Origin of the sequence: Tabrizicola sp. (assembly GCF_022842145.1) — a bacterium.
Lineage (GTDB): Bacteria > Pseudomonadota > Alphaproteobacteria > Rhodobacterales > Rhodobacteraceae > Tabrizicola.
Window position 1 is genome coordinate 140,565 of sequence record NZ_JALHQD010000003.1, and the last position, 23,562, is coordinate 164,126.

Annotated in this window: 23 protein-coding genes; 13 read left to right on the forward strand and 10 right to left on the reverse strand. The window is 65.9% G+C overall.

Going from position 1 to position 23,562, the window contains the following annotated elements; genetic code table 11:
- Positions 1–7: 7 nt before the first annotated feature.
- Complete coding sequence (locus Q0C42_RS08850; RefSeq protein ID WP_295074473.1) at positions 8–676, reverse strand: DUF2459 domain-containing protein; 669 nt, start codon at positions 674–676, stop codon at positions 8–10.
- Positions 677–1,155: 479 nt separating this feature from the next.
- On the opposite strand from Q0C42_RS08850, the gene Q0C42_RS08855 reads away from it, so the two are divergent.
- On the forward strand, positions 1,156–1,608 hold the full coding sequence (locus tag Q0C42_RS08855) for a GNAT family N-acetyltransferase (RefSeq protein WP_295074474.1): 453 nt from the start codon (positions 1,156–1,158) through the stop codon (positions 1,606–1,608).
- Positions 1,609–1,637: 29 nt separating this feature from the next.
- On the opposite strand, the gene Q0C42_RS08860 is transcribed toward Q0C42_RS08855, so the two are convergent.
- Complete coding sequence (locus tag Q0C42_RS08860) at positions 1,638–1,823, reverse strand: zinc-finger domain-containing protein (RefSeq protein WP_295074475.1); 186 nt, start codon at positions 1,821–1,823, stop codon at positions 1,638–1,640.
- A 215-nt stretch (positions 1,824–2,038) separates the two neighbouring features.
- Here Q0C42_RS08860 and Q0C42_RS08865 point away from each other — a divergent pair, with 215 nt between their 5' ends.
- The 6 genes from Q0C42_RS08865 to Q0C42_RS08890 all read left to right on the forward strand — a co-directional run bounded on the left by Q0C42_RS08865 (position 2,039) and on the right by Q0C42_RS08890 (position 8,527).
- Positions 2,039–3,127: a LacI family DNA-binding transcriptional regulator gene (locus Q0C42_RS08865; protein ID WP_295074476.1), complete on the forward strand. Its 1,089-nt coding sequence runs from the start codon at positions 2,039–2,041 to the stop codon at positions 3,125–3,127.
- Entirely contained in the window at positions 3,124–4,374 is a 1,251-nt protein-coding gene (locus Q0C42_RS08870; RefSeq protein ID WP_295074477.1) for an extracellular solute-binding protein, read from the forward strand. Before Q0C42_RS08865 ends, Q0C42_RS08870 begins: the two co-directional genes overlap by 4 nt.
- Positions 4,375–4,476: 102 nt before the next feature.
- A complete protein-coding gene (locus Q0C42_RS08875) occupies positions 4,477–5,550 on the forward strand; it encodes a carbohydrate ABC transporter permease (protein WP_295074478.1) in 1,074 nt (357 codons plus the stop codon).
- Positions 5,550–6,428, forward strand: a complete 879-nt coding sequence (locus Q0C42_RS08880) for a carbohydrate ABC transporter permease (RefSeq protein ID WP_295074479.1) — start codon at positions 5,550–5,552, stop codon at positions 6,426–6,428. Before Q0C42_RS08875 ends, Q0C42_RS08880 begins: the two co-directional genes overlap by 1 nt.
- 11 nt (positions 6,429–6,439) lie before the next feature.
- Positions 6,440–7,432 carry a levansucrase gene (locus tag Q0C42_RS08885; RefSeq protein WP_295074480.1) on the forward strand — a complete coding sequence of 331 codons (993 nt, stop codon included), beginning with the start codon at positions 6,440–6,442 and terminating at the stop codon, positions 7,430–7,432.
- Positions 7,433–7,435: 3 nt separating this feature from the next.
- Complete coding sequence (locus tag Q0C42_RS08890; RefSeq protein ID WP_295074481.1) at positions 7,436–8,527, forward strand: ABC transporter ATP-binding protein; 1,092 nt, start codon at positions 7,436–7,438, stop codon at positions 8,525–8,527.
- Between the two features lie 76 nt (positions 8,528–8,603).
- On the opposite strand, the gene Q0C42_RS08895 is transcribed toward Q0C42_RS08890, so the two are convergent.
- Genes Q0C42_RS08895 through Q0C42_RS08910 form a run of 4 tightly spaced genes read right to left on the reverse strand, consistent with a single transcriptional unit; the run spans position 8,604 to position 13,295 of the window.
- Entirely contained in the window at positions 8,604–10,049 is a 1,446-nt protein-coding gene (locus tag Q0C42_RS08895; RefSeq protein ID WP_295074482.1) for an FGGY family carbohydrate kinase, read from the reverse strand.
- A 3-nt stretch (positions 10,050–10,052) separates the two neighbouring features.
- Positions 10,053–11,009: a transketolase C-terminal domain-containing protein gene (locus Q0C42_RS08900; protein ID WP_295074483.1), complete on the reverse strand. Its 957-nt coding sequence runs from the start codon at positions 11,007–11,009 to the stop codon at positions 10,053–10,055.
- Positions 11,009–11,824 (reverse strand): transketolase, encoded by an 816-nt coding sequence (locus tag Q0C42_RS08905; RefSeq protein ID WP_295074484.1) that lies wholly within the window; start codon positions 11,822–11,824, stop codon positions 11,009–11,011. Before Q0C42_RS08905 ends, Q0C42_RS08900 begins: the two co-directional genes overlap by 1 nt.
- 4 nt (positions 11,825–11,828) lie before the next feature.
- Positions 11,829–13,295, reverse strand: coding sequence for a fucose isomerase (locus Q0C42_RS08910; protein WP_295074485.1), 1,467 nt, complete (start codon positions 13,293–13,295; stop codon positions 11,829–11,831).
- A gap of 261 nt (positions 13,296–13,556) precedes the next feature.
- Here Q0C42_RS08910 and Q0C42_RS08915 point away from each other — a divergent pair, with 261 nt between their 5' ends.
- The 5 genes from Q0C42_RS08915 (at position 13,557) to Q0C42_RS08935 (ending at position 18,660) form a co-directional block, all read left to right on the forward strand.
- Entirely contained in the window at positions 13,557–14,504 is a 948-nt protein-coding gene (locus Q0C42_RS08915; protein ID WP_295074486.1) for a D-ribose ABC transporter substrate-binding protein, read from the forward strand.
- 68 nt (positions 14,505–14,572) lie between these two features.
- Positions 14,573–15,214, forward strand: a complete 642-nt coding sequence (locus Q0C42_RS08920; RefSeq protein ID WP_295074487.1) for a DUF2291 family protein — start codon at positions 14,573–14,575, stop codon at positions 15,212–15,214.
- Positions 15,211–16,737 (forward strand): sugar ABC transporter ATP-binding protein, encoded by a 1,527-nt coding sequence (locus Q0C42_RS08925; protein ID WP_295074488.1) that lies wholly within the window; start codon positions 15,211–15,213, stop codon positions 16,735–16,737. Before Q0C42_RS08920 ends, Q0C42_RS08925 begins: the two co-directional genes overlap by 4 nt.
- The gene (locus Q0C42_RS08930; protein ID WP_295074489.1) at positions 16,734–17,783 is read left to right on the forward strand and encodes an ABC transporter permease; all 1,050 of its coding nucleotides are present in this window, start codon (positions 16,734–16,736) and stop codon (positions 17,781–17,783) included. The genes Q0C42_RS08925 and Q0C42_RS08930 overlap by 4 nt, the downstream gene beginning before the upstream one ends.
- A gap of 67 nt (positions 17,784–17,850) precedes the next feature.
- Positions 17,851–18,660, forward strand: a complete 810-nt coding sequence (locus Q0C42_RS08935) for a DeoR/GlpR family DNA-binding transcription regulator (RefSeq protein ID WP_295074490.1) — start codon at positions 17,851–17,853, stop codon at positions 18,658–18,660.
- 51 nt (positions 18,661–18,711) lie between these two features.
- On the opposite strand, the gene Q0C42_RS08940 is transcribed toward Q0C42_RS08935, so the two are convergent.
- The 4 genes from Q0C42_RS08940 to cobU all read right to left on the reverse strand — a co-directional run bounded on the left by Q0C42_RS08940 (position 18,712) and on the right by cobU (position 22,598).
- Positions 18,712–20,229, reverse strand: coding sequence for a YifB family Mg chelatase-like AAA ATPase (locus Q0C42_RS08940; protein ID WP_295074491.1), 1,518 nt, complete (start codon positions 20,227–20,229; stop codon positions 18,712–18,714).
- A gap of 270 nt (positions 20,230–20,499) precedes the next feature.
- Positions 20,500–21,372 (reverse strand): glutathione S-transferase, encoded by an 873-nt coding sequence (locus Q0C42_RS08945; protein ID WP_295074492.1) that lies wholly within the window; start codon positions 21,370–21,372, stop codon positions 20,500–20,502.
- Between the two features lie 72 nt (positions 21,373–21,444).
- Positions 21,445–22,008 (reverse strand): histidine phosphatase family protein, encoded by a 564-nt coding sequence (locus Q0C42_RS08950; RefSeq protein WP_295074493.1) that lies wholly within the window; start codon positions 22,006–22,008, stop codon positions 21,445–21,447.
- 59 nt (positions 22,009–22,067) lie between these two features.
- The gene (gene cobU / locus Q0C42_RS08955) at positions 22,068–22,598 is read right to left on the reverse strand and encodes a bifunctional adenosylcobinamide kinase/adenosylcobinamide-phosphate guanylyltransferase (protein ID WP_295074494.1); all 531 of its coding nucleotides are present in this window, start codon (positions 22,596–22,598) and stop codon (positions 22,068–22,070) included.
- A 66-nt stretch (positions 22,599–22,664) separates the two neighbouring features.
- Here cobU and Q0C42_RS08960 point away from each other — a divergent pair, with 66 nt between their 5' ends.
- A complete protein-coding gene (locus Q0C42_RS08960) occupies positions 22,665–23,543 on the forward strand; it encodes an RNA polymerase factor sigma-32 (RefSeq protein ID WP_295074495.1) in 879 nt (292 codons plus the stop codon).
- The last annotated feature ends 19 nt before the right edge of the window (positions 23,544–23,562 follow it).

Genomic DNA, 23,562 nt, shown 5'->3' on the forward strand with positions numbered 1-23,562 from the left:
GGAAGGGCTACCCGGTTTGGCCGGATAGGTGCCGGTTGAGCGAGAGGGTGACCGACCAGTTGGCGGGGGTCCAAAGGCCGAAGGGGATGCCGGCGGCGCGCAATGTCTCGCCCAGCCAGACGTTGCAGGTGCGCAAGAGGTGAAAGTGGCCCCGGCCGGGGAAGAACGCGTCGGAGCCGGTGAAACCGGGGTGGTCCAGCTTCGTTTCGCTGGCGATGGCGGCGGCAGTTTCGGTGAGAAGCGCCTGGAATTGCGCATCGGAAAGCTGGAGGAAGCGCAGGTTCGGAAGCGGCGGCAGAGGACCCAGGGCGTCGAGCCGCACGACCGCATCGTCTCCGGTGGCGGCGGTCAGGACCGCGCTGGCGGTGATGTCGGCGTAGGTCCCGGCGGTGGTGTAGAAGGCGGCGGACCCCCAGCCGAAGACCAGCCACGCGGCCTCGGGGTGGTTCAGGGGCACCCCGGCGGCCTCGGCAAAGGCGAAGCGGGCGCGGGTTTCCGGCGTCAGGGGGAAGAGGATGTCAGTGTGGATGGGGCCCTGCAGGAGGCCGATGCTGTGGACCTGCGGACCGGAGAGGTCGGAGCTTGCGCCGGGGATCAGCGGCAGGATCACCGAGGCGGCAAGGTAAAGGACCGGCAGCGCCAGGGTCAGGAGGGTCAGACGTAGGGCGCGGCGCATCAAGTTTCCCGGAATTGCATCAGACGCGATGCTGACATGGGATGAGCGCGGGTAAAAGGTGAGGGAGTCCGTAATGCGGACAGTCGGGTTCGTGGTCGGTGGCCTGGGGCCGGGGGCGGCCTTGCCTTGCTGCTATCCTTGCCGCAGTCCCCGATGTCCCGGGCCGTGGACCCGCATGGGATGCACCTGATCGGCGTCCTGTTCGTCTCCGGCCCGCTGGGGCGGCTCTGGGGCTGGTGACGGGCCTTGTGCTGGCGCGGGTCACGCGGCGCTAGGGGCTTGACGGACCGTCCGCCGCGACGCATGTTCGCCCCATGCTGCACCTGATGATCCCTGTCTCGTTTTATTGGACCTGCGCCACATAGGCGGCAGGGCAGCGTTTCACGACCGAAACCAACTCCCACGAAGCCGCCCGCGAGGGTTCGGCCAGTTGGTTCACAGGTTCCCCCTCGCCGGGCCCCCCGCGAAGGAAACCGAAGATGCCTACCCCCAATGTCACTGTCCGGCTTGCGACGCCGGATGACCTGCCAGAAACCCACCGGATGATCATCGCGCTGACGGCGCAGTTCGGCGGTGCGGCAACCATCACGCCGCCGATGCTGGCGCGGATCGTCGAGGGCCGCGCCTCGCGGGTCTTGGTCGCCCACCTGACCGACAGCCCGCAGCGTCACCCGGTCGGCTTCGCGCTGCTCCTGGTCGGGCGGAACATGGTGGCGGGGGCGGAGTGGGGGTTCGTCGAGCAGCTGTATGTGCAGGAACCGGACCGCAAGCGCGGCATCGGGCGCGCGCTTCTGACTGCGGCGCGCGAAACTGCGGCCAAGGCCGGGTGTCAGGGCATGACGGTCAGCTCGAAGCCCGAGACGAACAGCTCGGCGCTGGCCTGGCGCGCGCTGGGCGTGGACAGCCTTGAGCCGCGCTTTGCGGCCGAGTGACGCCCGGTGCCGGTGACTGGTACCCGTGACTAATGGTCGTCGTGAGCGTGGTCGCGGTCGATCACGTAGCGCTTGTCGCAGTAGCCGCATTCGACCCAGCCGGTGTCATCCGGGATCGTCAACCAAACACGGGGGTGCCCAAGCGCGCCCTCGCCACCGTCGCAGGCCACTTTCCAGGTGGTGACGGTCTGGGTCTCGGGGGCTTCGGTCGGCATGGGCAGGGTCCTTTGCAAGTCCGCACCGTCTTTTAGCGGCGGAGGGGGCGGCGGCACAAGGGGGATGCGGGACCCTGTGGCGCTGAACCACGCCTCTCCCCCGCCAAGATGGTCTTGACAGAATCTGTCCGTTTGTGACATCGATGTCATGACACCGATGTCATGCCCCTGGGCGGACGTTGGCCACAGCTGGCGCGGGCTTCGGGGGGAGGCACATGTCGACCATTTATGATGTGGCGCGCCGTGCTGGCGTGTCGCCGAAAACGGTCAGCCGGGTGCTGAACTCGGACGGTCCCGTCGGCGAAAAGACCCGCGAGGCGGTGGAAGCCGCGATGCGCGAACTGGGCTATGTGCGGTCCAACGCGGCGCGGATGATGCGGGCGCAAAAGTCCGGGATCATCGGGCTGATCACCGGCGCGATTTCCACCAAGAACCAGCCTTCAACGCAGCAGGGCCTGCCTGACCTGTATATCGTGCAGGGCATCCAGCGGGCGCTGGAATCCTCGGGCATGACGGTGATGATCGCCGATACGGCAGGCCGCAATGACCGCGTGCCGCACCTGATCGACACCTTCCTGTCGCACCGGGTCGAGGGGCTGATCCATGTCGCGGAATACCACCAGGAAGTGAACCTGCCGCGGCTGCCGGACGACACGCCGCTGGTGCTGGCCAACTGCTTCGATGCGCACGGGACACCGTCGGTTGTCCCGGACGACCGGCGGCTGCAGCGCGACCTCGTGCGCCGTCTGATCGCCGCGGGCCATCGCCGGATCGCCTATCTGTCGCTGCGCCCCGACATGGTCGCGGGCCGCCTGCGCCCGCAGGGCTACCGCGAGGCACTGGAAGAGGCGGGGCTGCCGTTTGATCCCGCCCTGCTTCAGCACGTCGACTTCGACCAGTTCGAGATCGGCCCGCAGCTTCTGTGGGACACCATCGACCGGATGCTGCATCTGGACCAGCCTCCGACCGTGATCTGCAGCGGCAACGACCAGATGGCGATGATGGTCTACGGCATCCTGCGCAGCATGGGCCGGAAGATGCCGGACGAGATCGGCGTCGCGGGCTTCGACAATTACCGCGCCATCGCCGAGACGCTGTATCCGCCGCTGACCACGGTGGACCTACCCTACAACGCGATCGGCGTGCGTGCCGGCGAGCGTCTCATGCAACTGATTTCCGGCGTGGGCCGGGATGACCACAGCCCGGTCCTGGTGGCCGGTCCTGTGCACTGGCGCGGCTCGGTCACCGAGCTGCGCCCCGAAAACGTGATAAGTTTCAAAACCCTCAGGGAGGAAAAGCAATGAAGATGTTCACCTTCGCGGCCTCGGCCGCGATCCTGGCGTGGGGGTCTGCCGCCCAGGCGCAGCAGACCTTGTCGATGTGGTACCACGGTGCCGGCAACGAGGTCGAAAGCAAGATCATCAATCAGATCATCGCCGACTTCAACGCGAGCCAAGCCGACTGGAAAGTGGAACTGCAAAGCTTCCCGCAAGCCGCCTACAACGACTCGGTCGTCGCGGGCGCGCTGGCCGGCAACCTGCCGGACATCCTGGACGTCGACGGTCCGGTGATGCCGAACTGGGCCTGGGCTGGCTACATGCAGCCGCTGCAGATCGACGAAGCCAAGATCGAGGCCTTCCTGCCCGGCCCCAAGGGCTATTGGGATGGCAAGCTTTACTCGATCGGGCTTTGGGACGCTGCGGTCGCCCTGGTGACCCGTCAGGCCTACCTGGACGAACTGGGACTGCGCACGCCCACGCTGGAGCAGCCCTGGACCAAGGACGAATTCATGGCCGCGCTGGACGCCGCCAAGGCTTCGGGCAAGTTCGAATACGCCTTCGATCCCGGCATGGCCTGGACCGGCGAATGGTATCCCTACGCCTTCTCGCCCTTCCTGCAGTCGTTCGGTGGCGACATCGTTGACCGCACGACCTACAAGACCGCGGAAGGTGCGCTGAACGGCGAGGCCGCAATGGCCTTCGGCGAATGGTGGCAGGGTCTGTTCAAGAACGGCTATGCCGCTGCGACCCAGGACCCGGCTGACCGGGACGGCGGCTTTGCGGCTGGCAAGTATGCCTTCTCGTGGAACGGCAACTGGGCGGCGCTGAACACGCTGAAAGCCTTCCCGGACACCGTCTTCCTGCCCGCGCCCGACTTCGGCAACGGTCCCAAGATCGGTGCCGCCAGCTGGCAGTTCGGCATCTCGGCATCCTCGAAGCATCCCGAGGGTGCGTCCGCCTTCATCGAGTTCGCGCTCCAGGACAAGTATCTGGCCGACTTCTCGAACGGCATCGGCCTGATCCCGGCGACCAAGACCGCCGCGGCGATGACCGAGAACTACAAGGACGGCGGCCCGATGGCGGTGTTCTTCGGGCTGACCGAGGGTCAGGCGCTGGTTCGTCCGGTGACCCCGGGCTACGTGGTCCAGGCCAAGGTGTTTGAAAAGGCGCTGGCCGATATCGCCAACGGTGCCGACGTGGCGGCGACGCTGGACGCGGCTGTCGACGAGATCAACGCCGACATCGAAAAGAACGGCGGCTACGGCCACTAAGGCCGGCGGCCCCGGTCTTGGGATCGGGGCCGGGTTCTCCCCAGAACCTCGGTTGGCGGCGTCGCCGCCAACCGTCTTTCCCCTTCACGTATCGAGGCGATCATGGCGTCGAAGTTCACCGTGTCCAACGGGACGGGCTGGCTGATGGCGGGACCTGCGGTCCTTCTGATCGCCGGGTTCGTGATCCTGCCGTTCTTCCTGGCCTTTGCCTTTTCCTTCACCAACCAGCGCCTGATCTCGCCCAACGCGACCGAGTTCGTGGGCCTCGCCAATTACCGCCAGCTTCTCGACGTCACCACCGTGACGCTGGAGCCGGTCCGTGACGATGCGGGCGCCATCGTGATCAAGGACGGCGCGCCGGAATACCCCTCGCTGCGCACCCTGACGCGCAATAACCCCGACCGCCCGGACCTTGCCGGCATGCGGGAGTGGTTCAGCTTTTCCCTTGGCGGCGAGGATCGGACCTATGTCCTTGCCCGCGACGTCGTCTTCATGACGGCGGTCATCAACACCTTCATCTTCGTGCTGATCGTCGCTCCCGTGCAGGCGGGCGTTGCCTTGGGCCTCGCGCTCCTGATCAACCAGCGCCTGCGCGGCATCAACGTCTTCCGGGCGATCTACTTCATGCCGGTCGTCGTCTCGATCGTGGTGGTCTCGCTTCTGTGGCGGCTGATCTATGACGGCCAGTCGGGCCTTCTGAACAACCTTCTGGGGGCGATCAGCTTCGGCATGATCCCGCCCGTCGACTGGCTGGGCAACCCCTCCACCGCGCTGGGGGCGATCATCGCCATGTCGATCTGGCAGGCCGTCGGCTTTCACATGGTGATCTGGCTTTCGGGCCTGCAGACCATCAGCCCCACCCTGTACGAGGCCGCCGCCATCGAGGGCGCGTCCAAGTGGCAGGTCTTCCGCTACATCACCTGGCCCGGCCTGCGAAACACCGCGGTCCTGATCCTGATCGTCATTACCATGCAAGCCTTCGGCCTTTTCGCCCAGATCGACGTCATGACCAACGGAGGCCCGCTGGACAGCACCCAGACCATCGTCTTCCAGGCCATCGAACGCGGCTACGGCAAGCAGGACATCTCGGGCGGATCGGCGATCTCGGTGATCCTCTTCGTGATCGTGCTGTCGATTTCCCTGATCCAACGCTGGCTGACGCGGGAGAAGACCTGATGTCCATGATAGCTGCCGACAACCGTGGCCTGCGCCTTGTGACGCGCTATGCTGTCCTGATCTTGATCGCGATCATCTTCATCTTCCCGCTGGTCTTCATGCTGATGTCCAGCCTGAAACCCGACCAGCAGCTTCTGCAGGACTCGGGCAACCTCCGCGCCTTCCTTCCGGTGGGCGACATCAGCCTGCAGAACTATACCGACGCCTTCCAGCGCGCGCCTGTGGCGACCTTCGTCTTCAATTCGGTCCTTGTGACCGGAGTTACCGTCGCGCTGTCGCTTCTCCTTTGCTCTGCCGCCGGGTTCGCCTTCGTCTTCGTCCGCTGGAAGGGCCGCGACACGCTGCTGGCGCTTCTCCTTGCGACGCTGATCCTGCCGTTCGAGACCATCGCCATCCCGCTTCTGATGATGGTGGCACACCTGCCCTGGGTCGGGTTCGACGGGGTCAGCTGGGGCTGGCTCAACAGCTACCGCGTCCAGATCATTCCCTTCATCGCCGACGGCCTGACGGTCTTCCTGTTCGTCCAGTACTTCAAGGACCTGCCCGGCGAACTGATCGAGGCCGCAAGGGTCGAAGGCGCCTCCTGGTGGCAGATCTACCGCAAGATCGTGATGCCGCTGTCCGGTCCGATCTTCGCCACGGCGGCGATCCTCAAGTTTCTTGTCATGTACAACCAGTATCTCTGGCCGCTTATGGTCACCCAGGAGGAAGGCTACCGCCCGGTCATGGTCGGTCTGCAGTACTTCTTCCAGCTCAACGTCGCCTGGGGCGAGGTCATGGCCTACCTGAGCATGATCACAGTCCCCGTCCTCGCCTTCTATCTTTACCTGCAGAAAGCCTTCATCGCGTCGATCGCCTCGACCGGCGTGAAAGGCTAAGGAGTCCGAACATGTCCTTCAAACTTACCGACCGCTGGCTCTGGGACAGCTGGTACATCCAGGATGGCGACATCTGGCACGGCTATTTCTTGCAAGCGCCGAAGTCGCTGATCGACCCCGACGCCCGCCACATGAACGCGACCCAGCGCCATGCGGTGTCCAAGGACCTGACCAACTGGACCGACATGGGAACCACGTTCGAGCCGCAGCGCAATGGCGCGGCCTGGGACGACAGCACGACCTGGACCGGATCGGTGGTCAAGGGCGACGACGGACTATGGCACCTGTTCTACACGGGCACCCAGAAGTCCGAGCAGTCGATGTACCAGCGCGTCGGCCACGCCACCTCGAAGGACCTGCACAACTGGACCCGCGTCGGGGACGGGCTGGCGCTGGACCTGACCGGCCCGAACGCCGACTGCTACGAGAAGGACCACGTGATCGGCCACTGGCACGACCGGGCGATGCGCGACCCCTGGGTCATGCGCGACCCGGACGGCGGCTGGCTGATGTACTTCACCGCCCGCGTGCCCGGCGTGCCGGAGCCGAACGCCGGCGGGGCCATCGGCTTTGCCACCTCTCCCGATCTGACGACCTGGACCCTGCAACCCCCGGTCTTCCACGGCGGCTTTGGCCAGCTGGAGGTGCCGCAGGTCTTTCAGGTCGGGCAGCACTGGTACTGCCTGTTCTGCACCTCCTCGGTCCACTGGTCCGACCAGTACCGCCGCGACAACCCGGAAACACCCGTCACCGGCACTCATTACCTGATCGCCGACCACCCGCGCGGCCCCTGGCGCATCGCCCCCGGTCCCTTCCTGGACGGGGCCGAGCCCTGCCGCCGCTACGCCGCCCGCATCGCCCTTGGCCCGCAGGGGCTGGTGATCCTGGGCTTTGCCGACAGCGGCAAGGCGACCTTCGGCGGCTACATCATGGACCCCGAGCCGGTGACCATCGGCCCGGACGGACTTCTGCACGTTGAAACCCTCGCACAGGCGGCGGAGTAGCACATGGCACGGATTTCCCTCAAGAACCTGAAGAAAAGCTACGGGTCGACCCATGTGATCAAGGGTGTCGACATCGAGATCGACGACGGCGAGTTCTGCGTCTTCGTCGGCCCCTCGGGCTGCGGGAAATCCACCCTTCTGCGCATGATCGCGGGGTTGGAGGACATCTCCTCGGGCGAATTGCAGATCGGGGAAAAGGTCGTGAACGAACTGCCGCCCGCACAGCGCGGCGTGGCGATGGTGTTCCAGTCCTACGCGATCTTCCCGCATATGACGGTGCGCGAGAACGTGGCCTTCGGCCTGACGATCTCGGGCGCGTCGAAGGAAGAAAAGGACGCCAAGGTCGCCGAGGCCGCGCGCATCCTGCAGATGGAGCATCTTCTGGACCGCCGCCCCAGCCAGCTGTCCGGCGGCCAGCGCCAGCGCGTCGCCATCGGTCGCGCCATCGTGCGCAAGCCGCAGGTGTTCCTGTTCGACGAGCCCCTGTCCAACCTTGACGCTGCCCTGCGGATGGACATGCGGATGGAGATCGGCAAGCTCCACCAGCAGCTTGGCGCCACGATGGTCTACGTGACCCACGACCAGGTCGAGGCGATGACGCTGGCCGACAAGATCGTTGTTTTGAAAGACGGTCAGGTCATGCAGATCGGCGCGCCGATGGACCTCTACCACGATCCGGCGAACCTGTTCGTGGCAGGTTTCCTGGGTGCGCCGTCGATGAACTTCCTGAAGGTCAAGGTGCAGGGCGTCAACGGTGGCAAGGTGCTGGTGTCGAACGGTGCCTTGGACCCGGTCGAGGTTTCAGGCAAACGCGCGCTCTTCAAGGTTGGCGACGAGGCCATCCTGGGCCTGCGGCCGCAGTATCTGGCGGTGGCGCAAGGGGCAGGGCGCTTGCATGGCGCGGTGGCACTGACCGAACGACTGGGGGCCGAGACGGTGGTGGAGATCGCGCTCAAGGACGGCAATCCGCTGATCGCGGCCCTGTCGCAGGATGCCGTCTTCGATATCGGCGCGCAGATGAACCTGGATTTTGACCCGGACAAGGCGCATCTTTTCCCGAACGAGCCGGGTGCCGGAAGCGTTAACAAACACTGAACGCCGGCACCCAAGTCCTTGAAAGGCAACGCATTGAAACCTGCCCGCACGCGGGCAGGTCTGCGGATCGCCCTCGTCAGCCCATCGCCTGCCGCACCGCCGCCGCCCACTGATCCCGCAGTCCGGCCCGGACTTCTGTCGACATTGCCGGGGTCAGAACGGTCCCGCCCTCGGGCAGGGTCAGGCTGACCCCCAGCCCGGCCATCGCCATCGCCGCCGCCCCGAAGGCCCCGATCTCCTCGATTCCCGAGACCAGGACAGGCCGACCGATCAGGTCCGCCTGAAGCTGCATCAGGAACCCGTTCCCCGAAGCCCCCCCATCCGCCCGCAGCTCCGCCAAGGGCTGCCCGACATCCGCCTCCATCGCCTGAAGGACGTCCGCGATCTGCTGGGCAATCGCCTCGAAGGTCGCCCGGGCCAGGTGGGCCGGCGTGGTCCCGTGGGTCATGCCCGCGACGATCCCCCGCGCCCCGTCGTTCCAGTGCGGCGCCCCAAGGCCAGCCAGGGCCGGAACGAAGGTCACGCCCCCCGCGTCCGGAACGGTCTGGGCCAGATCCGACAACGCGGCGGCATCCTTCAATCCCAGTAGCCCCGCCATGAACGCCGCCGCCTGCGCTGAGACGGTGATGTTGCCCTCCAGCGCATGGGCCGTCCCGTTCCGGTCGGTCCAGGCGATGGTCCCGGAAAGTCCGTGACGGGAGGCAGTCCGGACCGGGGTCAGGGTCATCAGCGAGGATCCGGTTCCATAGGTCGCCTTCACCGCCCCCGGCGCGCGGATGCCGTGGCCATAGAGGGCGGCATGGCTGTCCCCCATCATGGCCTGGATCGGGACGCCTTCGGGCAGGGCGGTGGCACCTGCGGCGGTGGTGCCGAACCGGCTGTCTGACGGCAGCGGGACTGGCAGGCAGTCAACCGGGGCCCCGAAGATCGCGCCGAGGTCGGCAGAGAAGGTCAGACTGCGGGTGTCGAACAACTGCGTCCGGCTGGCGTTGGAATGGTCGGTCGCAAAACTTGCGCCCCCGGTCAGGTTCCAGAGAAGCCAGGCATCCACGGTCCCCGCGCGCAGGCGGCCTTCCGCATGCAGTGGAGCGGCGGAGGGAACGTTCCGCAGCACCCAGGCCAGTTTCGAAGCCGGGAAAAGCGGGTTGATGCCAAGGCCCGTCGCGGCGACTACGGCGGGGTCGTGTCCAGTCGAGACAAGCGCCGCGCAGTCCTCGGCGGTGCGGCGGCATTGCCAGATCGGGGCGGGGCAGATCGGCTTGCTGGTGGCGCTGTCCCAAAGGACCAGCGTCTCGCGCTGGTTGGCGATGGCGATGGCGTCCGGGGTTCCAGCCTGCCCGACGATCTTCGCGATGACCTGCTGGACCGAGGCCCAGATGTCGGACGCGGATTGCTCGGCCCAACCAAGGTGGGGGTAGCTGGTGGTCAGGGGCGCCGCGGCGCGGGCGAGGATGCTGCCGGTCTGGTCAATCAGCAGCGCCTTGGTGTTCGTGGTGCCCTGGTCGATGGCGAGGACACGCATCGCTCAGGCCTTGCGGGCAAGCGCGCGGTGGGCGGCGGCGGCGATGCCCTCGGGGCTCAGGCCGTATTCCTGGAAGAGCCAGTCGGTAGAGCCGGTGGGCAGGAAGCCGGGAAAGCCGACGCGTTCGACGGGGACGGGCTTGTTCGCGGACGTGAACTCGGCCACCGCGCCGCCGAGGCCGCCGCGAATGGAGGCCTCCTCGACCGTCACGATCGCGCCGGTCGCGGCGGCGGCGTGGAGAGCGGCTTCGTCCAGCGGGTTGATGGTGGAGAAGTTCAGGACGCGGGCCTGGATGCCTTCGGCCTTGAGGAGGTCGGCCGCGGAAGCGGCAAGGTGGACGGTGGTGCCGCAAGCGATGATCGCAAGGTCGGACCCCTCGTGCACGATTTCGGCATGGCCGGGGCGGAACTGGCGGTCGGGGATATTGAGGTCAGGGACCGGCATCCGGGACAGGCGCAGGTAGACCGGTCCTTCGTGCCGCGCGGCCCACTTCACCGCTTCCGCGGTTTCCCAGGCGTCGGCGGGGACGATGATGGTGAGGTTCGTCAGCGGCCGCAGCCAGGCGAAATCCTCGATGGAGTGGTGGGTGGCGCCAAGCTCTCCGTAGGCGATGCCGGAGGACTGGCCGACGAGCTTCACGTTGAAGCTGGAATAGGCGATGTCGGCCTTGACCTGTTCCAGCGCACGCCCGGTCAGAAAGCAGGAGGCGGCGGAGACAAAGGGAATGCGGCCGCCGTTGGCAAGGCCCGCGCCCACGCCGACCATCACCTGTTCGGCGATGCCGACGTTGATCAGGCGGTCGGGGAACTTCTTCTGGAAGCTGTTCAGCTTGGACGATCCGACGGAGTCGTTGACGACGGCAACGATGCGGGGGTCGGCTTCGGCCAGTTGTTCCAGTGTGGCAACCCAGGCGTTGCGGCAGTCCTGGAAGCCGGCGGCGGTGGGGGCGGCGGTTGCCATCAGACCAATTCCTTCATCGCTTGTTCGTACTGCGCGGCATTGGGAACTCCGTGGTGCCAGGAGGCGACACCTTCCATGAAGGAGACGCCTTTGCCCTTGGTGGTGTTGGCGATCACGCAGCGCGGTTTGGTGCCCGGAGACGCGCCAAGCACGGCCAAGAGGGCGGCATGGTCGTGGCCGTCGACCTCTTGCACGTCGAAGCCAAAGGCGCGGTACTTGTCGTCCAGGGGGTCGAGGCCCGAGGTTTCCTCGGTTCCGGCGCCCTGTTGCAGGCGATTGCGGTCGATGATCAGGGTCAGGTTCGCCAGCTTGCGGTGGCCCGCGACCATCGCGGCCTCCCAGTTCGAGCCTTCCTGCTGCTCGCCGTCGCCGGTCAGGACAAAGGTGCGGTAGCTGGCGCCGGTGATCTGGCCCGCGATGGCGATGCCGGTGGCGACGGGGAAGCCGTGGCCGAGGGGGCCGGTGTTGGTTTCCACCCCTGGCAGGTAGTTGCGGTTCGGGTGGCCGTTCAGAAGCGACTTTGGCTGCATGTAGGTGGGAAGCCAGTCCTCGGGGAAGTATCCCGCCGCGCAGAGGGCGGAATAGAGCGCGCCGGTGGCGTGGCCCTTGGACATGACGAAACGGTCACGCTCGGGCATGTCGGGGCGGGTGGGGTCATAGTTCAGCACGCCGAAGTAAAGCGTGGCGAGGATGTCCATCGCCGAGAAGTCGCCGCCGGGGTGCCCAAGCTGGGCGCGGTGGACCATCGTGAAGGCGGTCCGGCGCATCCAGAGCGCCTTGTCCCGGATCAAGGGGAGCTTGTCGTTTGTCAGCATGTTTTCAGAACCGGTTCGGGAGGAAAAGTTGCGGCTCGGGTTCGCCGCCGTGGTGGTAGATCGGCCAGCCGAGGTAGCGGGTGACGGCCTCGTTCACCACATCGGCGTGGTGGCCGCGGACCATCGCGACGTGGTGTTCGAAGCCGTTTTGCGTCACGAACTTCAGAAGTTTGCGGAGGCCTTGCACGCGCGTGGTGGCGATGCCGCCGTCCATGCCGAAGGGGTGGTCGGTGAACTCGCCCTGCCCAAGGTAGCACTTCACCGTGCCGCGCCGGTCGTCGGTGGAGAGGCGGAAGTAGGTCATCGGGCCGGGTTTGACCTTGCCCTTGACCGCACCGAAGCATTTCGACCGGCCGATGCTTTCGCCCAGCACATCCAGTTCGCCCACCTCGGGTGTGTCGCCGATGAAGGTTTTCGGGAAGTTGCCGCAATGGGTGCAGACGCAGAGGTCTTCCTCGTAGGCGTAGTTGTTGTTCCAGTCGAGGATAGCGGGCGGCGCGCCGGAGGCCAGCGCGAGGGTGTACATGGAGAGCGCGCCGATGATGTCGACCTCGCAGGCCGAGGGCATCAGGTCTTCGCCCATCATCGACATGGTCAGGCAGGTGGCACAGCCGAAGTTGTCCTGCAGGGACCGCCAGCACTGGATGGCCGAGGCGTCGCAGCCGTTCTCGGCGATCCAGCGGTTGACGGCGAGGGTCCAGCGGGCTTGTTTCTCGATCTGGGCGGGCTGGATGTGGGCCGGGATGTTACCGTAGGTCTTGACCTTCTGAAGGGTGGTCAGAAGGGCCGGATCGTCGGGCTGGATTGCGGAGGCGGCCCCCATCATTTCGCTGAGGTCGACGGTCACGACAGTGACGCCAGCCGCTTGCAGCAGTTTTTCACTGTAGCGCATGGTCTGGAACGCGCCGGTCCGTGCCCCGATGGAGCCGAGGCGGGCGTTGCGCAGGCCCTTCACGGTGCGGCAGACCCGGGCGAAACGGTCTAAGTCGCGGCCGAATTCCTCACCCCAGGTGTCGCAGGTGTGGCTCGTCGTCTCGGTGAACGGGACGCCGTACTGCCAGAAGTTGTTGGTCACGCTGATCTTGCCGCAGAACGCGTCGCGGCGTTCGGAAACGGAAACCTTCGCGACCTCGTCGTTGGACGCCTGCAAGAGGATGGGCACGTTCAGACGGGCGCGGTTGACAAGTTCGGCGACGGCGATCTCGTCGCCGAAGTTCGGCAGGCAGATCACCAGCCCGTCGATCTTGTCGGCATTCGCCTTGAAATGGGCTGCGTAAAGGTCGGCATCGGCGATGGATTGCACGGCACCGTTGGCGGTCGCCTCGAAGGGCAGGATGACCGCGTCGATGTTCAGCTTTGCCAATTGCGCCAGCACGTCATCGCGCGCGGCCTTGCAGGGGGCCGGGCTGAAGAAGGCGCGGCTGCCGATGACGACGCCAAGACTGATCCGGCGCTGGAAGATGGTGGACATGGTTCCCCTCCGCGGCCTGTGTTCGATACTCACAAGCTGTTTCGAATAGTTTCGATTGATGTGTTTTTATCTCGACTGATCCATTTGCACAAGCGCAGAAACCGGACGCAGCCCTGTCCACGGATGTTCGCCTGAGAAAACCGATGCGGCAAGCTAAATGATCGAAAGCAATAGAAAGCAATTGACAATGATATGAGCGGACCGGATGCATGTATCCCAGCGAATCGAATCTTATCGATATCGTTTGAAAGGGAGGACGAAATGAATCTGAACCGCCGCCTCTTCGTAGGCAGCCTGACGGCTGCTGTCTCGGGCATCCTGCCGACGCTGTCTTTTGCGCAAGCCAAGGGCATCATCGCGATCATCACCCCCAGCCATGACAACCCGTTCTTCAAGGCCGAAGCCGATGGGGCCGCCGCAAAGGCCGCCGAACTGGGCTACGAAGTCATGGTGCTGGTGCACGACGACGACGCCAACAAGCAGAACGAACTGTTCGACAGCGCCATCGCCGCGGGCGTCAAGGCGATCATCCTGGACAACGCGGGCGCCGATGCTTCCGTGGCCGCCGTCCAGAAGGCCAAGGATGCGGGCATCCCGTCCTTCCTGATCGACCGCGAGATCACCGCGACCGGCGTGGCCGTCAGCCAGATCGTGTCGAACAACTACCAGGGCGCGCAGCTGGGCGCCGAGGAGTTCGTCAAGCTGATGGGCGAAACGGGAGAGTATGCCGAGCTGGTCGGCAAGGAATCCGACACCAACGCGGGCATCCGGTCCAAGGGCTATGCCGACGTGATCTCGCAGTACCCGGACCTGAAATCAGTGGCGCGTCAGACCGCCAACTGGTCGCAGACCGAGGCCTATACGGTCATGGAATCGATGCTGCAGGCGAACCCGGGCATCAAGGGTGTGATCTCGGGCAACGACACGATGGCGATGGGTGCCTGGGCCGCGCTTGAGGCTGCGGGCCGGACCGACGTGATCGTCGTGGGCTTTGACGGCTCGAACGACGTGCGCGACAGCATCCTGAAGGGCGGCATCAAGGCCACCGTCCTGCAGCCCGCCTACGCTCAGGCGCAGATGGCCGTCGAGCAGGCGGACAAGTTCCTGGCCGAAGGCGCGACCGGCGTGGACGAAAAGCAGCTGATGGACTGCGTTCTGGTGAATGCGGACAATGCCGCAAAGCTGGAAACCTTCGCGCTGACCGCCTGAACCTGACGGACCGACGACCCGGCGCGCGCGAGATCGTCGCGCGCCGGTGTTTCCATTGGAAGACCGCCATGAAATCCCATGTTGTCGCGCTGTGCCTGATGGCCGCGCTGGCCCTGCCGGGCTGCAAGATCGTCAAGACCGTCGCCGAGGGCGAGGGCGCTGCTGCCGTCGCCGGTGAGGCCGGGGATGACGCCCGGATCGCGGCGCTGCTGGACAAGACCTATGACGCCGAGCTTCTGCCGCTGCTCGCCAAGGCTTTGCCGGTAGCTGACCTGCGCGCGGCCTTGGCCGGAGGGCTGGAGGCTGCCGGGGCGGCGCACGGCAACAAGGGGTCGGGCGAGGGTGCGGCGTGGAATTTCGCGGTGAAGGGCGAGGGGAAGGTGGTCGAGGCCAACCTCACCTCCCGCGCGCGCAAGGCGATGGTGGATACGGACGGCGATGGTGCCGCGGACGTGATGCTGCAACTGGGTCCGGTGATCAAGGGATCATCGCTGAGGGATGTGGCACCATTCTACCGCTTCGGAGATTTCCGCGACCAGATCGAATTCGCCAAGCTGGCCCGGGCGCTGAATGACCGGGCTTCGACCGCTCTGGTGGTGCCGGAGGGTGAACTGGTCGGCAAGTCCGTCAGCTTCGCCGGAACAGTGGACCTGAAGGCGGTCGGGGACGCCTGGCTGGTGACGGTCGTGACCTTTGCGGTCGCACCATGACCGACCATCCGATCGGCCTGACCATCCGGGGCGGCGTGAAGGTCTACCCCGGCACCCGCGCCTTGAAGGGCGTGGATTTCGACCTGCGGATGGGGGCGGTGAATGTCCTCGTGGGTGAGAACGGGGCGGGGAAGTCCACCCTGATGAAGGTGATCGCCGGGGTCGAGACGCTGACCGAGGGCCGGATCGAGATGGAGGGCCGCGAGGTCCACTTCCGGTCGAAGGGCGACGCGGTGAAGGCGGGGATCGGGATCGTCTTTCAGGAGCTGAACCTGTTTCCAAACCTGACAGTGGCCGAGAACATCTTCATCGGCCACGAGCCGGTCCGTGCGGGCGTGGACATCGACCAGGCCGCTCAGGCAAACGCGACGGCAGCCCTCATGCGACGGCTGGAGCAGGACATCACGCCGGACACTCCGCTGGACCATCTGCGGGTCGGGCAGCAGCAGATCGTGGAGATTGCCAAGGCGCTGTCTCAGGACGCGCGGATATTGATCCTGGACGAACCGACCAGTGCGCTTTCGGCGGCAGAGGTCGAGGTGCTGTTCCGGGTGATCGCCGAACTGAAGGCTCAGGGCGTGGGGATCGTCTACATCAGTCACCGGCTGGATGAGCTGATCCGCGTCGGCGACTATATCACCGTCCTGCGGGATGGCGAGATCACCGGGTCGCGGGCGATGGCGGGGGTGGATATCCCCTGGATCGTTCGGGCGATGATCGGGGAGAAGACCAAGGAATTCCCGCGCACCACGGCTGCGGCCTTCGGGGACGAGGTGTTCCGGGCCGAGGACGTGACGCTGCCCCGCGCGGGCGGGGGCTTTGCGGTGGACCATGTCAACCTCTCGGTCCGCAAGGGCGAGATCGTCGGGCTTTACGGGCTGATGGGCGCGGGCCGGACCGAGTTTCTGGAATGCGTGATGGCGCAGCACCCGGCCTCGCGCGGCAGGATGTTTGTCGAAGGCGCTCCGCTGGTCGAACGCGACGTGGCGGGCCGGATTGCGCGGGGGATCGCGCTGATCCCGGAAGACCGCAAGCGTGACGGGCTGGTGCAGATCATGGCGATCCGCGAAAATCTGACGCTGTCCTCGCTGGGGCTGTTCACACGGCTGATGCACCTGGACCTGAAGGCCGAGGCGGCCAAGGCGATGGAGTTCGTGAAGCGGCTGACGATCAAGGTCGCCAGCCCCGAGAACCCGGTTTCCAGCCTGTCGGGCGGCAACCAGCAGAAGGTGGTCATCGGCAAGGCGCTGATGACCTCGCCGAAGATCCTCTTGATGGATGAGCCCAGCCGAGGGATCGACATCGGCGCCAAGGCCGAGGTGTTCCGCACGATGCGCGACCTTGCGGCGCAGGGCCTCGGCATTCTTTTCGTGACCTCTGACCTGGACGAGGTGCTGGCGCTGTCGGACCGCATCCTTGTCATGGCGAACGGGCGGATTTCCGGGGAATTCCCGGCCGGCACCGAAGCCGCCACTGTGATCGCCGCCGCGACGCCGAGTTTCAAGAAGGACCAAGCCGCATGACCGCTTCCATCGCCTCACCCCAGCAGAACTGGCTGCTTCTGGTCCTGCGCTTGCGGACCTTTGTCGCTCTCCTGCTCGTGCTGGCCTATTTCAGCGTCATGGCGCCCAACTTCCTGAGTGCGGCGAACGCGGTGATCGTGTCGAAGCACGTGGCGCTGAATGCATTCCTGGCGATCGGGATGACATTCGTCATCATCACCGGGGGGATCGACCTGTCGGTCGGCTCCATCGTCGGGCTCTGCGCGATGGTGGCCGGGTGGCTGGTGCTGAACGGGGTCGACCTTGGGATCGGCTATTCGGTCTGGTTCAACACCTGGGAGATCGTCGGGATCACGCTTCTGGTCGGTGTCGGCGTGGGGCTGGTCAACGGGTTGCTGATCACCCGGCTGAACGTGGCCCCCTTCATCGCCACCTTGGGCACGCTTTACATCGCGCGGGGGGCGGCGCTGCTGTCGTCCGAAGGGCGGACCTTTCCGAACCTGTCGGGGACCGCCGAGATGGGGACCGCGAGCTTTCCCGTGATCGGGACGGGAAACCTGCTGGGCCTGCCGGTGATGATCTGGCTTCTGGTCGCGGTGGCGCTGGGGGCGCATTACGTCTCGCGCCGGACACCTTTGGGGCGGCACATCTATGCGGTCGGCGGGAACGAGCGGGGGGCGGCGCTTTCCGGGGTCAAGGTCGACCGGGTGAAGCTGTTCGTCTACATGTTCTCGGGCTTCTGCGCGGGGCTGGTGGGGATCATCATCGCCAGCCAATTGCAGGCCGCGCATCCCGCGACGGGGGAGACGTTCGAGCTGAACGCCATCGCGGCGGCGGTCTTGGGCGGAACCTCGATGTCGGGCGGGCGGGGGCGCATCTTCGGGACGATCATCGGTGCCTTCGTCATCGGCATCCTGTCCGACGGGCTGATCATGATGGGCGTGTCCAGTTTCTGGCAGACGGTGATCAAGGGCGTCGTCATCGTGCTGGCGGTGGTGATCGACCAGGCGCAAAGCCGGTTGCAGGCGCGGGTGGCGCTGGCGCAGGAGGCTGCGGTGGGCCGTTGAGGCCGTTGGTTTTTCGGTTCCGTTCGATTACGGTAGGGTTCGTTCACCTTCACTTCGGGGACCTCATTTGCTGAAACAGAAAATCGAGGCTGCCCGACAGGACCCGGTGACAGGCCTTCTGTCCGAGCCGCGCAGACGGCGGATTCTGGATTGGATTCAAGAGGAAGGCAGCGCCCGCGTGCGTGACCTTGCGGTGGCATTCCAGGTGTCCGAGGCCACGATCCGGCAGGACCTTGAACGGTTGGAAACCGAAGGCCAAATCACCCGCGAACATGGCGGGGCCTTCCTGAACACGGTGCCGGCGCAGGTCGGCACGATGACGCTGCACCACCAGGACAACATGGAAGAGAAGCGCCGGATCGGGGCGATGGCGGCGGACCTGGTAAAGGACGGCGAGACGATCATTCTGGATGCGGGCACGACGACGACGGAAATCGCGCTGCGGCTGGTGTCGCGCAAGAACCTTACGGTGATCACCAACGCACTGAACATCGCGATCATCCTGGGCGCGGTTCCGGGGAATGCGGTCCATATGCCGGGGGGCCAGTTCAAGGCTCCGACCTTGTCGCTGTCCGGCGACAAATCGGTGGAATACTTCCGCAACATCTTTGCGGGAAAGCTGTTCCTGGCCACGGCAGGGGTCGCGCTGGATGCCGGGCTGACCTATCCGTCCTTCGCCGACCTTCAGCTGAAGGAGGCGATGATCAAGGCGGCGTCGCGCGTCTACCTGGTTGCCGACAGCACCAAGATCAACAAGTCCAGCTTCACCCGTCTGGGATCGCTGGAAATGATCCACTCCTTCGTCACCGACAGCGGGATTTCCGAGGCGGATGCGAATGCTTTCCGCGCGCGCGGGATCGAGATGCTGATCGCCTGAAGGTGCTCTTCGCGGGCCGCTCGTCGATGACTGCGTCACTCCTCGCTGTGGTCAGAGCCCACCGACCGCCGAAGAAAGCCGGAAGCTGATTGCTTCGGCGATGTGCGGTTTGCGGACCGCAGCGCTTTCATCAAGATCGGCGATGGTGCGGGCTACGCGCAGGACGCGGTGATAGCCGCGGGCGGACAGCCCCATCCGCTCGGCCACGCGGGAGATGAGCGCCTTGCCCTCCGCGTCGGGGGCGGCGTGCTCTTCAAGAGCTGAGCCTTCCAGATCCGCGTTGACGCGAAGCCCGGGCGCCTCGGTGAAGCGGGCGGTCTGGCGGTCGCGGGCGGCGGCGACGCGTGCGGCGATGGTGGCAGAGCTTTCGCCCGATGCCGGCAAGTCCAGGTCGGCAAAAGCGACGGGGGGCACCTCGACCCGCAGGTCGAAGCGGTCGATCAGAGGGCCGGAAATGCGGCCCAGATAATCCTCGCCACAGATCGGCGCGCGGCCGCAGGCGCGGTTCGGGTCTGACAGGTAGCCGCATTTGCAGGGGTTCGCGGCGGCGATCAGGAGGAACCGGCAGGGGTAGCGGATATGGGCGTTGGCGCGGGCGACCATGACGGTCCCGGTCTCGATCGGCTGGCGGAGCGTGTCTAGGACGGTGCGGGGAAATTCGGGAAACTCGTCCAGAAAGAGGACGCCGTTGTGGGCGAGGGAAATCTCGCCCGGTTTCGCGCCGCGCCCGCCGCCGACGATCGCGGCCATCGATGCGGTATGGTGCGGCTCGCGGAACGGGCGGTCACGCGAGATGCCGCCTTCGGTCAAGAGGCCCGCAAGCGAATGGATCATCGAGGTTTCCAGCGCCTCGGGCGCGGAGAGCGGAGGCAGGATGCCGGGCAGACGGGCCGCCAGCATGGATTTCCCGGAGCCGGGGGTCCCGACCATGAAGAGATGATGCCGCCCGGCGGCGGCGATTTCGAGCGCCCGCTTGGCGCGCTCCTGGCCCTTCACTTCGCGGAAGTCGCGGGGGCTTGCGGTGCGCGTGACCTCGCCGGCTTCGGCAGGCACGAGGGGGGTACGACCAGTGTAATGGTGGAGCACCTCTTCGAGCGAAGCGGCGGCAAGAACCTGCGTCGCACCGACCCAGGCGGCTTCGGCCCCGCAGGCCTTGGGACAAAGAAGGGCGCGGTCCTCCACTGCGGCGGCCATCGCTGCCGGCAGCGCCCCGGCGACCGGGACAAGGCGGCCGTCGAGCGAAAGTTCCCCCAAGGCGACGGTGCCCTCGACGTCCTCGCGCGGGATGATTTCCAGCGCCGCAAGAAGCGCGACGGCGATGGGGAGATCGAAGTGCGAACCCTCCTTGGGCAGGTCGGCGGGCGAAAGATTGACGGTAATCCGCTTGGCCGGCAGCGCGATCGACAGGGCCTGCAGGGCGGCACGGACACGTTCCTTCGCCTCGGTCACCGCCTTGTCGGGCAGGCCCACGAGGGTGAAGGAAGGCGAGCCCGGGGAGACAGCGCATTGCACCTCGACCAGCCGGGCGTCGACCCCTTCGAAGGCGACGGTATAGGCGCGGGCAGTCATGCGGCGCGCCGGTGGGTGGGGGCGGTTCTTGCAAGGAGCGCGTGCCGCGCAAGGCTTTTATCTCGCCTCTGCGCGCGAAGGGCGCACAGAGGCTCGGCCGCGACAGGGTTTGCGCGACCCGATGGCGCTAACCCTGTCGCGCCTCCGGCGGGGATACTTGGGCAAAAGTGAAAGGCCTGGGCCCTCGTCCCGGCTAAGTTTTGTATCCCGCGACTTTCCTGCATTCCGCCCCACCCGATTCACCTTGGTTAACGGGTAGGGTGAAATGGTTTACGAGTGGTAAAGGGCCATGAACTTCGGCCAGGCTTCGGCATCGGCGATGGTCTTGTCGCGGCAGAAGGCGTTGCAGAAACCGTAGCGGCGACCATAGAGCTCCAGCGCATGGGTGACCGGCTTGCCGGAATAGGGGCAAGTCGCGTTCACCGTATCGGAACAGTCGGCAGCCCTGGCCGGCAGAGGGACCGGGCCCGGCCAGTCGCGGCGCGGATAGTCGCGGCGGTAGAACTCCTGATCCGCGCCATCGACCAGGCCCATCGCGCGCCAGCGGCGAAAGCTGGGATGCGCGAGGTGGGCGTTTACATAGACCGTCGCGCTGGCATCGACGGGCAGGTTGTAGGTGGCGATCCGGGTGGCGACGGGGGCGAAGAAGGCATCCGCGGCGGAATAGGCACCGCAGAGCCAGGGCGTGGTGGATTTCGTCGTCTCGCGCGCCCAGGACCACAGGGTTTCCAGGCGGCGGAGGTCGGCCAGCACTTCGGGCGGCGGCTGGCAATCGGTGTAGCTGACGCGCAGGTTCATCGGGCAGTAGGACCGCAGCGCGGTGAAGCCCGCGTGCATCTCGGCGGCCAGGACCCGGGCGGTGGCGCGGGCATGGGGGTCGGCGGGCCAGATCCCGGCCTCCGGGTGGCGGGTGGCCAGTTCCTCGGCGATGGCAATGGTCTCGGGGATGACGGACCCATCAGGCGTGCGCATCGTCGGAGCGGTCTTCGCCGGAAAGAAGTCGCGCAGGACGGTGGCAAGTTCATCGGTATAGAGCCGGGCCGAGAGGGTGCGCACGGGGATGTCGAACGCATCGAAAAGCAGCCAGCCGCGCAAGGACCAGCTGGAATAGGCCCGGTCGCCGATCACGAGATCATAGGTCATGGAGGGTGTCCTTTTTCCCCAATGAAGCGCAGGCCGACGGGAAAGGGAAACGCTGATTTGTGCGGGGGGGCATCACGGACGGTGATTGACCGAATGGACTGTCGGCGGGGCGATGGTCAGGCAGGTGACCGAAAGATTGTCGATCTTGTGCGCAAAGACCTCGGGGGCGGTCATGCGGCCGGCGCGTTGCACGGCAGCGAGGATCGGGCCGAAATGGGCCACGACGATCAGGTCGGCGCTGTGACCGTCCAGGCGGTCCAGCGCGGCCCAGCTGCGCGCGGTCAGGTCGTTCCAGCTTTCCCCCTCGGGCGGGCGGACGTCGCCGGGCGTTTCCCAGAAGGCGCGGATCAGGTCGGGTGTTTCCGCCTCGACCTCGGCAAAGCCGCGGCTTTCCCACTGGCCGAAGTGGATCTCGCGCAATCCCGGATCATGGGGCAGGCGGGGACGCGGGCCAAGGGCATCCGCAGTGGCGATGGCGCGGGAGAGATCCGAGGAGATCACCGGGGCATCGGCTGGAAGGTGGTCGGAAAGCCGGGCCAGTGCGGCATGGTCCGACAGGTCTGCGGGCAGATCGGTCCAGCCGATCATCGCTTTCGCATGGGTGGGGCCGTGGCGGACAAGCCAGAAGCGGGTCATGAAGATCTCGGAGTCAGGAAAGTTGCGGGCGTAGGGTGGGCAATCCTGCCCACCTTGTGTCAGGGGAGCGTGCCCTTCAGCACCAAGGGCAGGCCCGCGATCACGGTGACCACGAGGTCTGCGGCGGTTGCAACCCGCCGGTTCAGGCGGCCTTGTTCATCGCGGAAGCGCCGGGCCAGCGCATTCTCGGGAACAATGCCCCAGCCTGTCTCGTTGGTAACCACGACGACGGGTGCCTTGCAACTGGCAAGCGCGAGGATCAGCCCATCGGCCTCGGTCGCAAGGTCGTGGTCGGCAAGCAAGTGGTTCGTCAGCCAAAGCGTGGCGCAATCGACAAGGACGGCTTCGTCGGGCCTGGCCTCGGCCAGGGCGGCGGGAAGATCGAGGGGCGCTTCGACCGTGGTCCAGGCGGCGCCCCGGTCCTGACGGTGCTGGGCAATGCGCTCGCGCATCTCGTCGTCCCAGGCCTCGGCGGTGGCGATGTAGCGGCGGGGGCGGCTGGTGGCAGTAATCAGGCGCTCGGCAAAGGAGGATTTCCCCGACCGGGCGCCGCCGATGACAAGAGTAAGGGGCGGAAGTGATCCGGTCACGGAATTGCCTCGTAGAAGTTTCAAGAACAGGCGGAACCGCCGCGGCACGACAATCTGGAGGTGGTCATGGCACTAGACGGATATAGCGATCACGGCGTGTCGCGCCAAGCGATGAAGGCCGAACTTCTGGACGCGGAGACCGAGCTGCGTCTGGCCCGCGCCTGGCGCGACCATCGGGATGAGCGGGCGCTGCACCGGCTGATCACCGCCTACATGCGGTTGGCGATCAGCATGGCGTCGAAATTCCGCCGCTATGGCGCTCCGATGAACGATCTGATCCAGGAAGCTTCGCTGGGCCTGATGAAGGCGGCCGACAAATTCGACCCCGAACGCGGCGTGCGGTTTTCGACCTATGCGGTCTGGTGGATCAAGGCGTCGATCCAGGATTACGTGATGCGCAACTGGTCGATGGTGCGGACGGGTTCGACCTCCAGCCAGAAGGCGCTGTTCTTCAATCTGCGCCGGGTGCAGGCCAAGCTGGAGCGCGAGGCATCCCAGCGCGGCGAGGTGCTGGATCAGCACCAGCTGCGCCAGATGGTAGCGGCTGAAGTCGGCGTGCCGGTCCACGACGTCGAGATGATGGAGGGTCGGCTTTCGGGCAGCGACTATTCGCTGAACGCGACCCAGTCCTCGGACGAGGATGGCCGGGAATGGATCGACGCGCTTGAGGATGATGGCGTGCAGGCCGCCGAAGCGGTCGAGGGCGCCCATGACGGCGCGCGGTTGCGGGACTGGCTGGTCAAGGCCATGCAGGGCCTGAACCCCCGCGAGCGCTACATCGTCGCGGAACGGAAGCTGAAGGACGAGGGCCGGACGCTGGAGAGCCTGGGCGAAGAGCTGGGTCTGTCGAAGGAACGTGTGCGCCAGCTGGAAGCTGCGGCCTTCGCCAAGATGCGCAAAAGCCTGGAAGGCCAGTCCCACGAGGTGCGGCACTTTCTGGTTTAGGTCGATGCAGTTTTCAACC

What these genes read in the sequence shown, in the direction of transcription:
- Q0C42_RS08850 (WP_295074473.1), bottom strand. Translation starts at nt 676, where the DNA reads ATGCGCCGCGCCCTACGTCTGACCCTCCTGACCCTGGCGCTGCCGGTC.
- Q0C42_RS08855 (WP_295074474.1), top strand. Translation starts at nt 1,156, where the DNA reads ATGCCTACCCCCAATGTCACTGTCCGGCTTGCGACGCCGGATGACCTG.
- Q0C42_RS08860 (WP_295074475.1), bottom strand. Translation starts at nt 1,823, where the DNA reads ATGCCGACCGAAGCCCCCGAGACCCAGACCGTCACCACCTGGAAAGTG.
- Q0C42_RS08865 (WP_295074476.1), top strand. Translation starts at nt 2,039, where the DNA reads ATGTCGACCATTTATGATGTGGCGCGCCGTGCTGGCGTGTCGCCGAAA.
- Q0C42_RS08870 (WP_295074477.1), top strand. Translation starts at nt 3,124, where the DNA reads ATGAAGATGTTCACCTTCGCGGCCTCGGCCGCGATCCTGGCGTGGGGG.
- Q0C42_RS08875 (WP_295074478.1), top strand. Translation starts at nt 4,477, where the DNA reads ATGGCGTCGAAGTTCACCGTGTCCAACGGGACGGGCTGGCTGATGGCG.
- Q0C42_RS08880 (WP_295074479.1), top strand. Translation starts at nt 5,550, where the DNA reads ATGTCCATGATAGCTGCCGACAACCGTGGCCTGCGCCTTGTGACGCGC.
- Q0C42_RS08885 (WP_295074480.1), top strand. Translation starts at nt 6,440, where the DNA reads ATGTCCTTCAAACTTACCGACCGCTGGCTCTGGGACAGCTGGTACATC.
- Q0C42_RS08890 (WP_295074481.1), top strand. Translation starts at nt 7,436, where the DNA reads ATGGCACGGATTTCCCTCAAGAACCTGAAGAAAAGCTACGGGTCGACC.
- Q0C42_RS08895 (WP_295074482.1), bottom strand. Translation starts at nt 10,049, where the DNA reads ATGCGTGTCCTCGCCATCGACCAGGGCACCACGAACACCAAGGCGCTG.
- Q0C42_RS08900 (WP_295074483.1), bottom strand. Translation starts at nt 11,009, where the DNA reads ATGGCAACCGCCGCCCCCACCGCCGCCGGCTTCCAGGACTGCCGCAAC.
- Q0C42_RS08905 (WP_295074484.1), bottom strand. Translation starts at nt 11,824, where the DNA reads ATGCTGACAAACGACAAGCTCCCCTTGATCCGGGACAAGGCGCTCTGG.
- Q0C42_RS08910 (WP_295074485.1), bottom strand. Translation starts at nt 13,295, where the DNA reads ATGTCCACCATCTTCCAGCGCCGGATCAGTCTTGGCGTCGTCATCGGC.
- Q0C42_RS08915 (WP_295074486.1), top strand. Translation starts at nt 13,557, where the DNA reads ATGAATCTGAACCGCCGCCTCTTCGTAGGCAGCCTGACGGCTGCTGTC.
- Q0C42_RS08920 (WP_295074487.1), top strand. Translation starts at nt 14,573, where the DNA reads ATGAAATCCCATGTTGTCGCGCTGTGCCTGATGGCCGCGCTGGCCCTG.
- Q0C42_RS08925 (WP_295074488.1), top strand. Translation starts at nt 15,211, where the DNA reads ATGACCGACCATCCGATCGGCCTGACCATCCGGGGCGGCGTGAAGGTC.
- Q0C42_RS08930 (WP_295074489.1), top strand. Translation starts at nt 16,734, where the DNA reads ATGACCGCTTCCATCGCCTCACCCCAGCAGAACTGGCTGCTTCTGGTC.
- Q0C42_RS08940 (WP_295074491.1), bottom strand. Translation starts at nt 20,229, where the DNA reads ATGACTGCCCGCGCCTATACCGTCGCCTTCGAAGGGGTCGACGCCCGG.
- Q0C42_RS08945 (WP_295074492.1), bottom strand. Translation starts at nt 21,372, where the DNA reads ATGACCTATGATCTCGTGATCGGCGACCGGGCCTATTCCAGCTGGTCC.
- Q0C42_RS08950 (WP_295074493.1), bottom strand. Translation starts at nt 22,008, where the DNA reads ATGACCCGCTTCTGGCTTGTCCGCCACGGCCCCACCCATGCGAAAGCG.
- Q0C42_RS08960 (WP_295074495.1), top strand. Translation starts at nt 22,665, where the DNA reads ATGGCACTAGACGGATATAGCGATCACGGCGTGTCGCGCCAAGCGATG.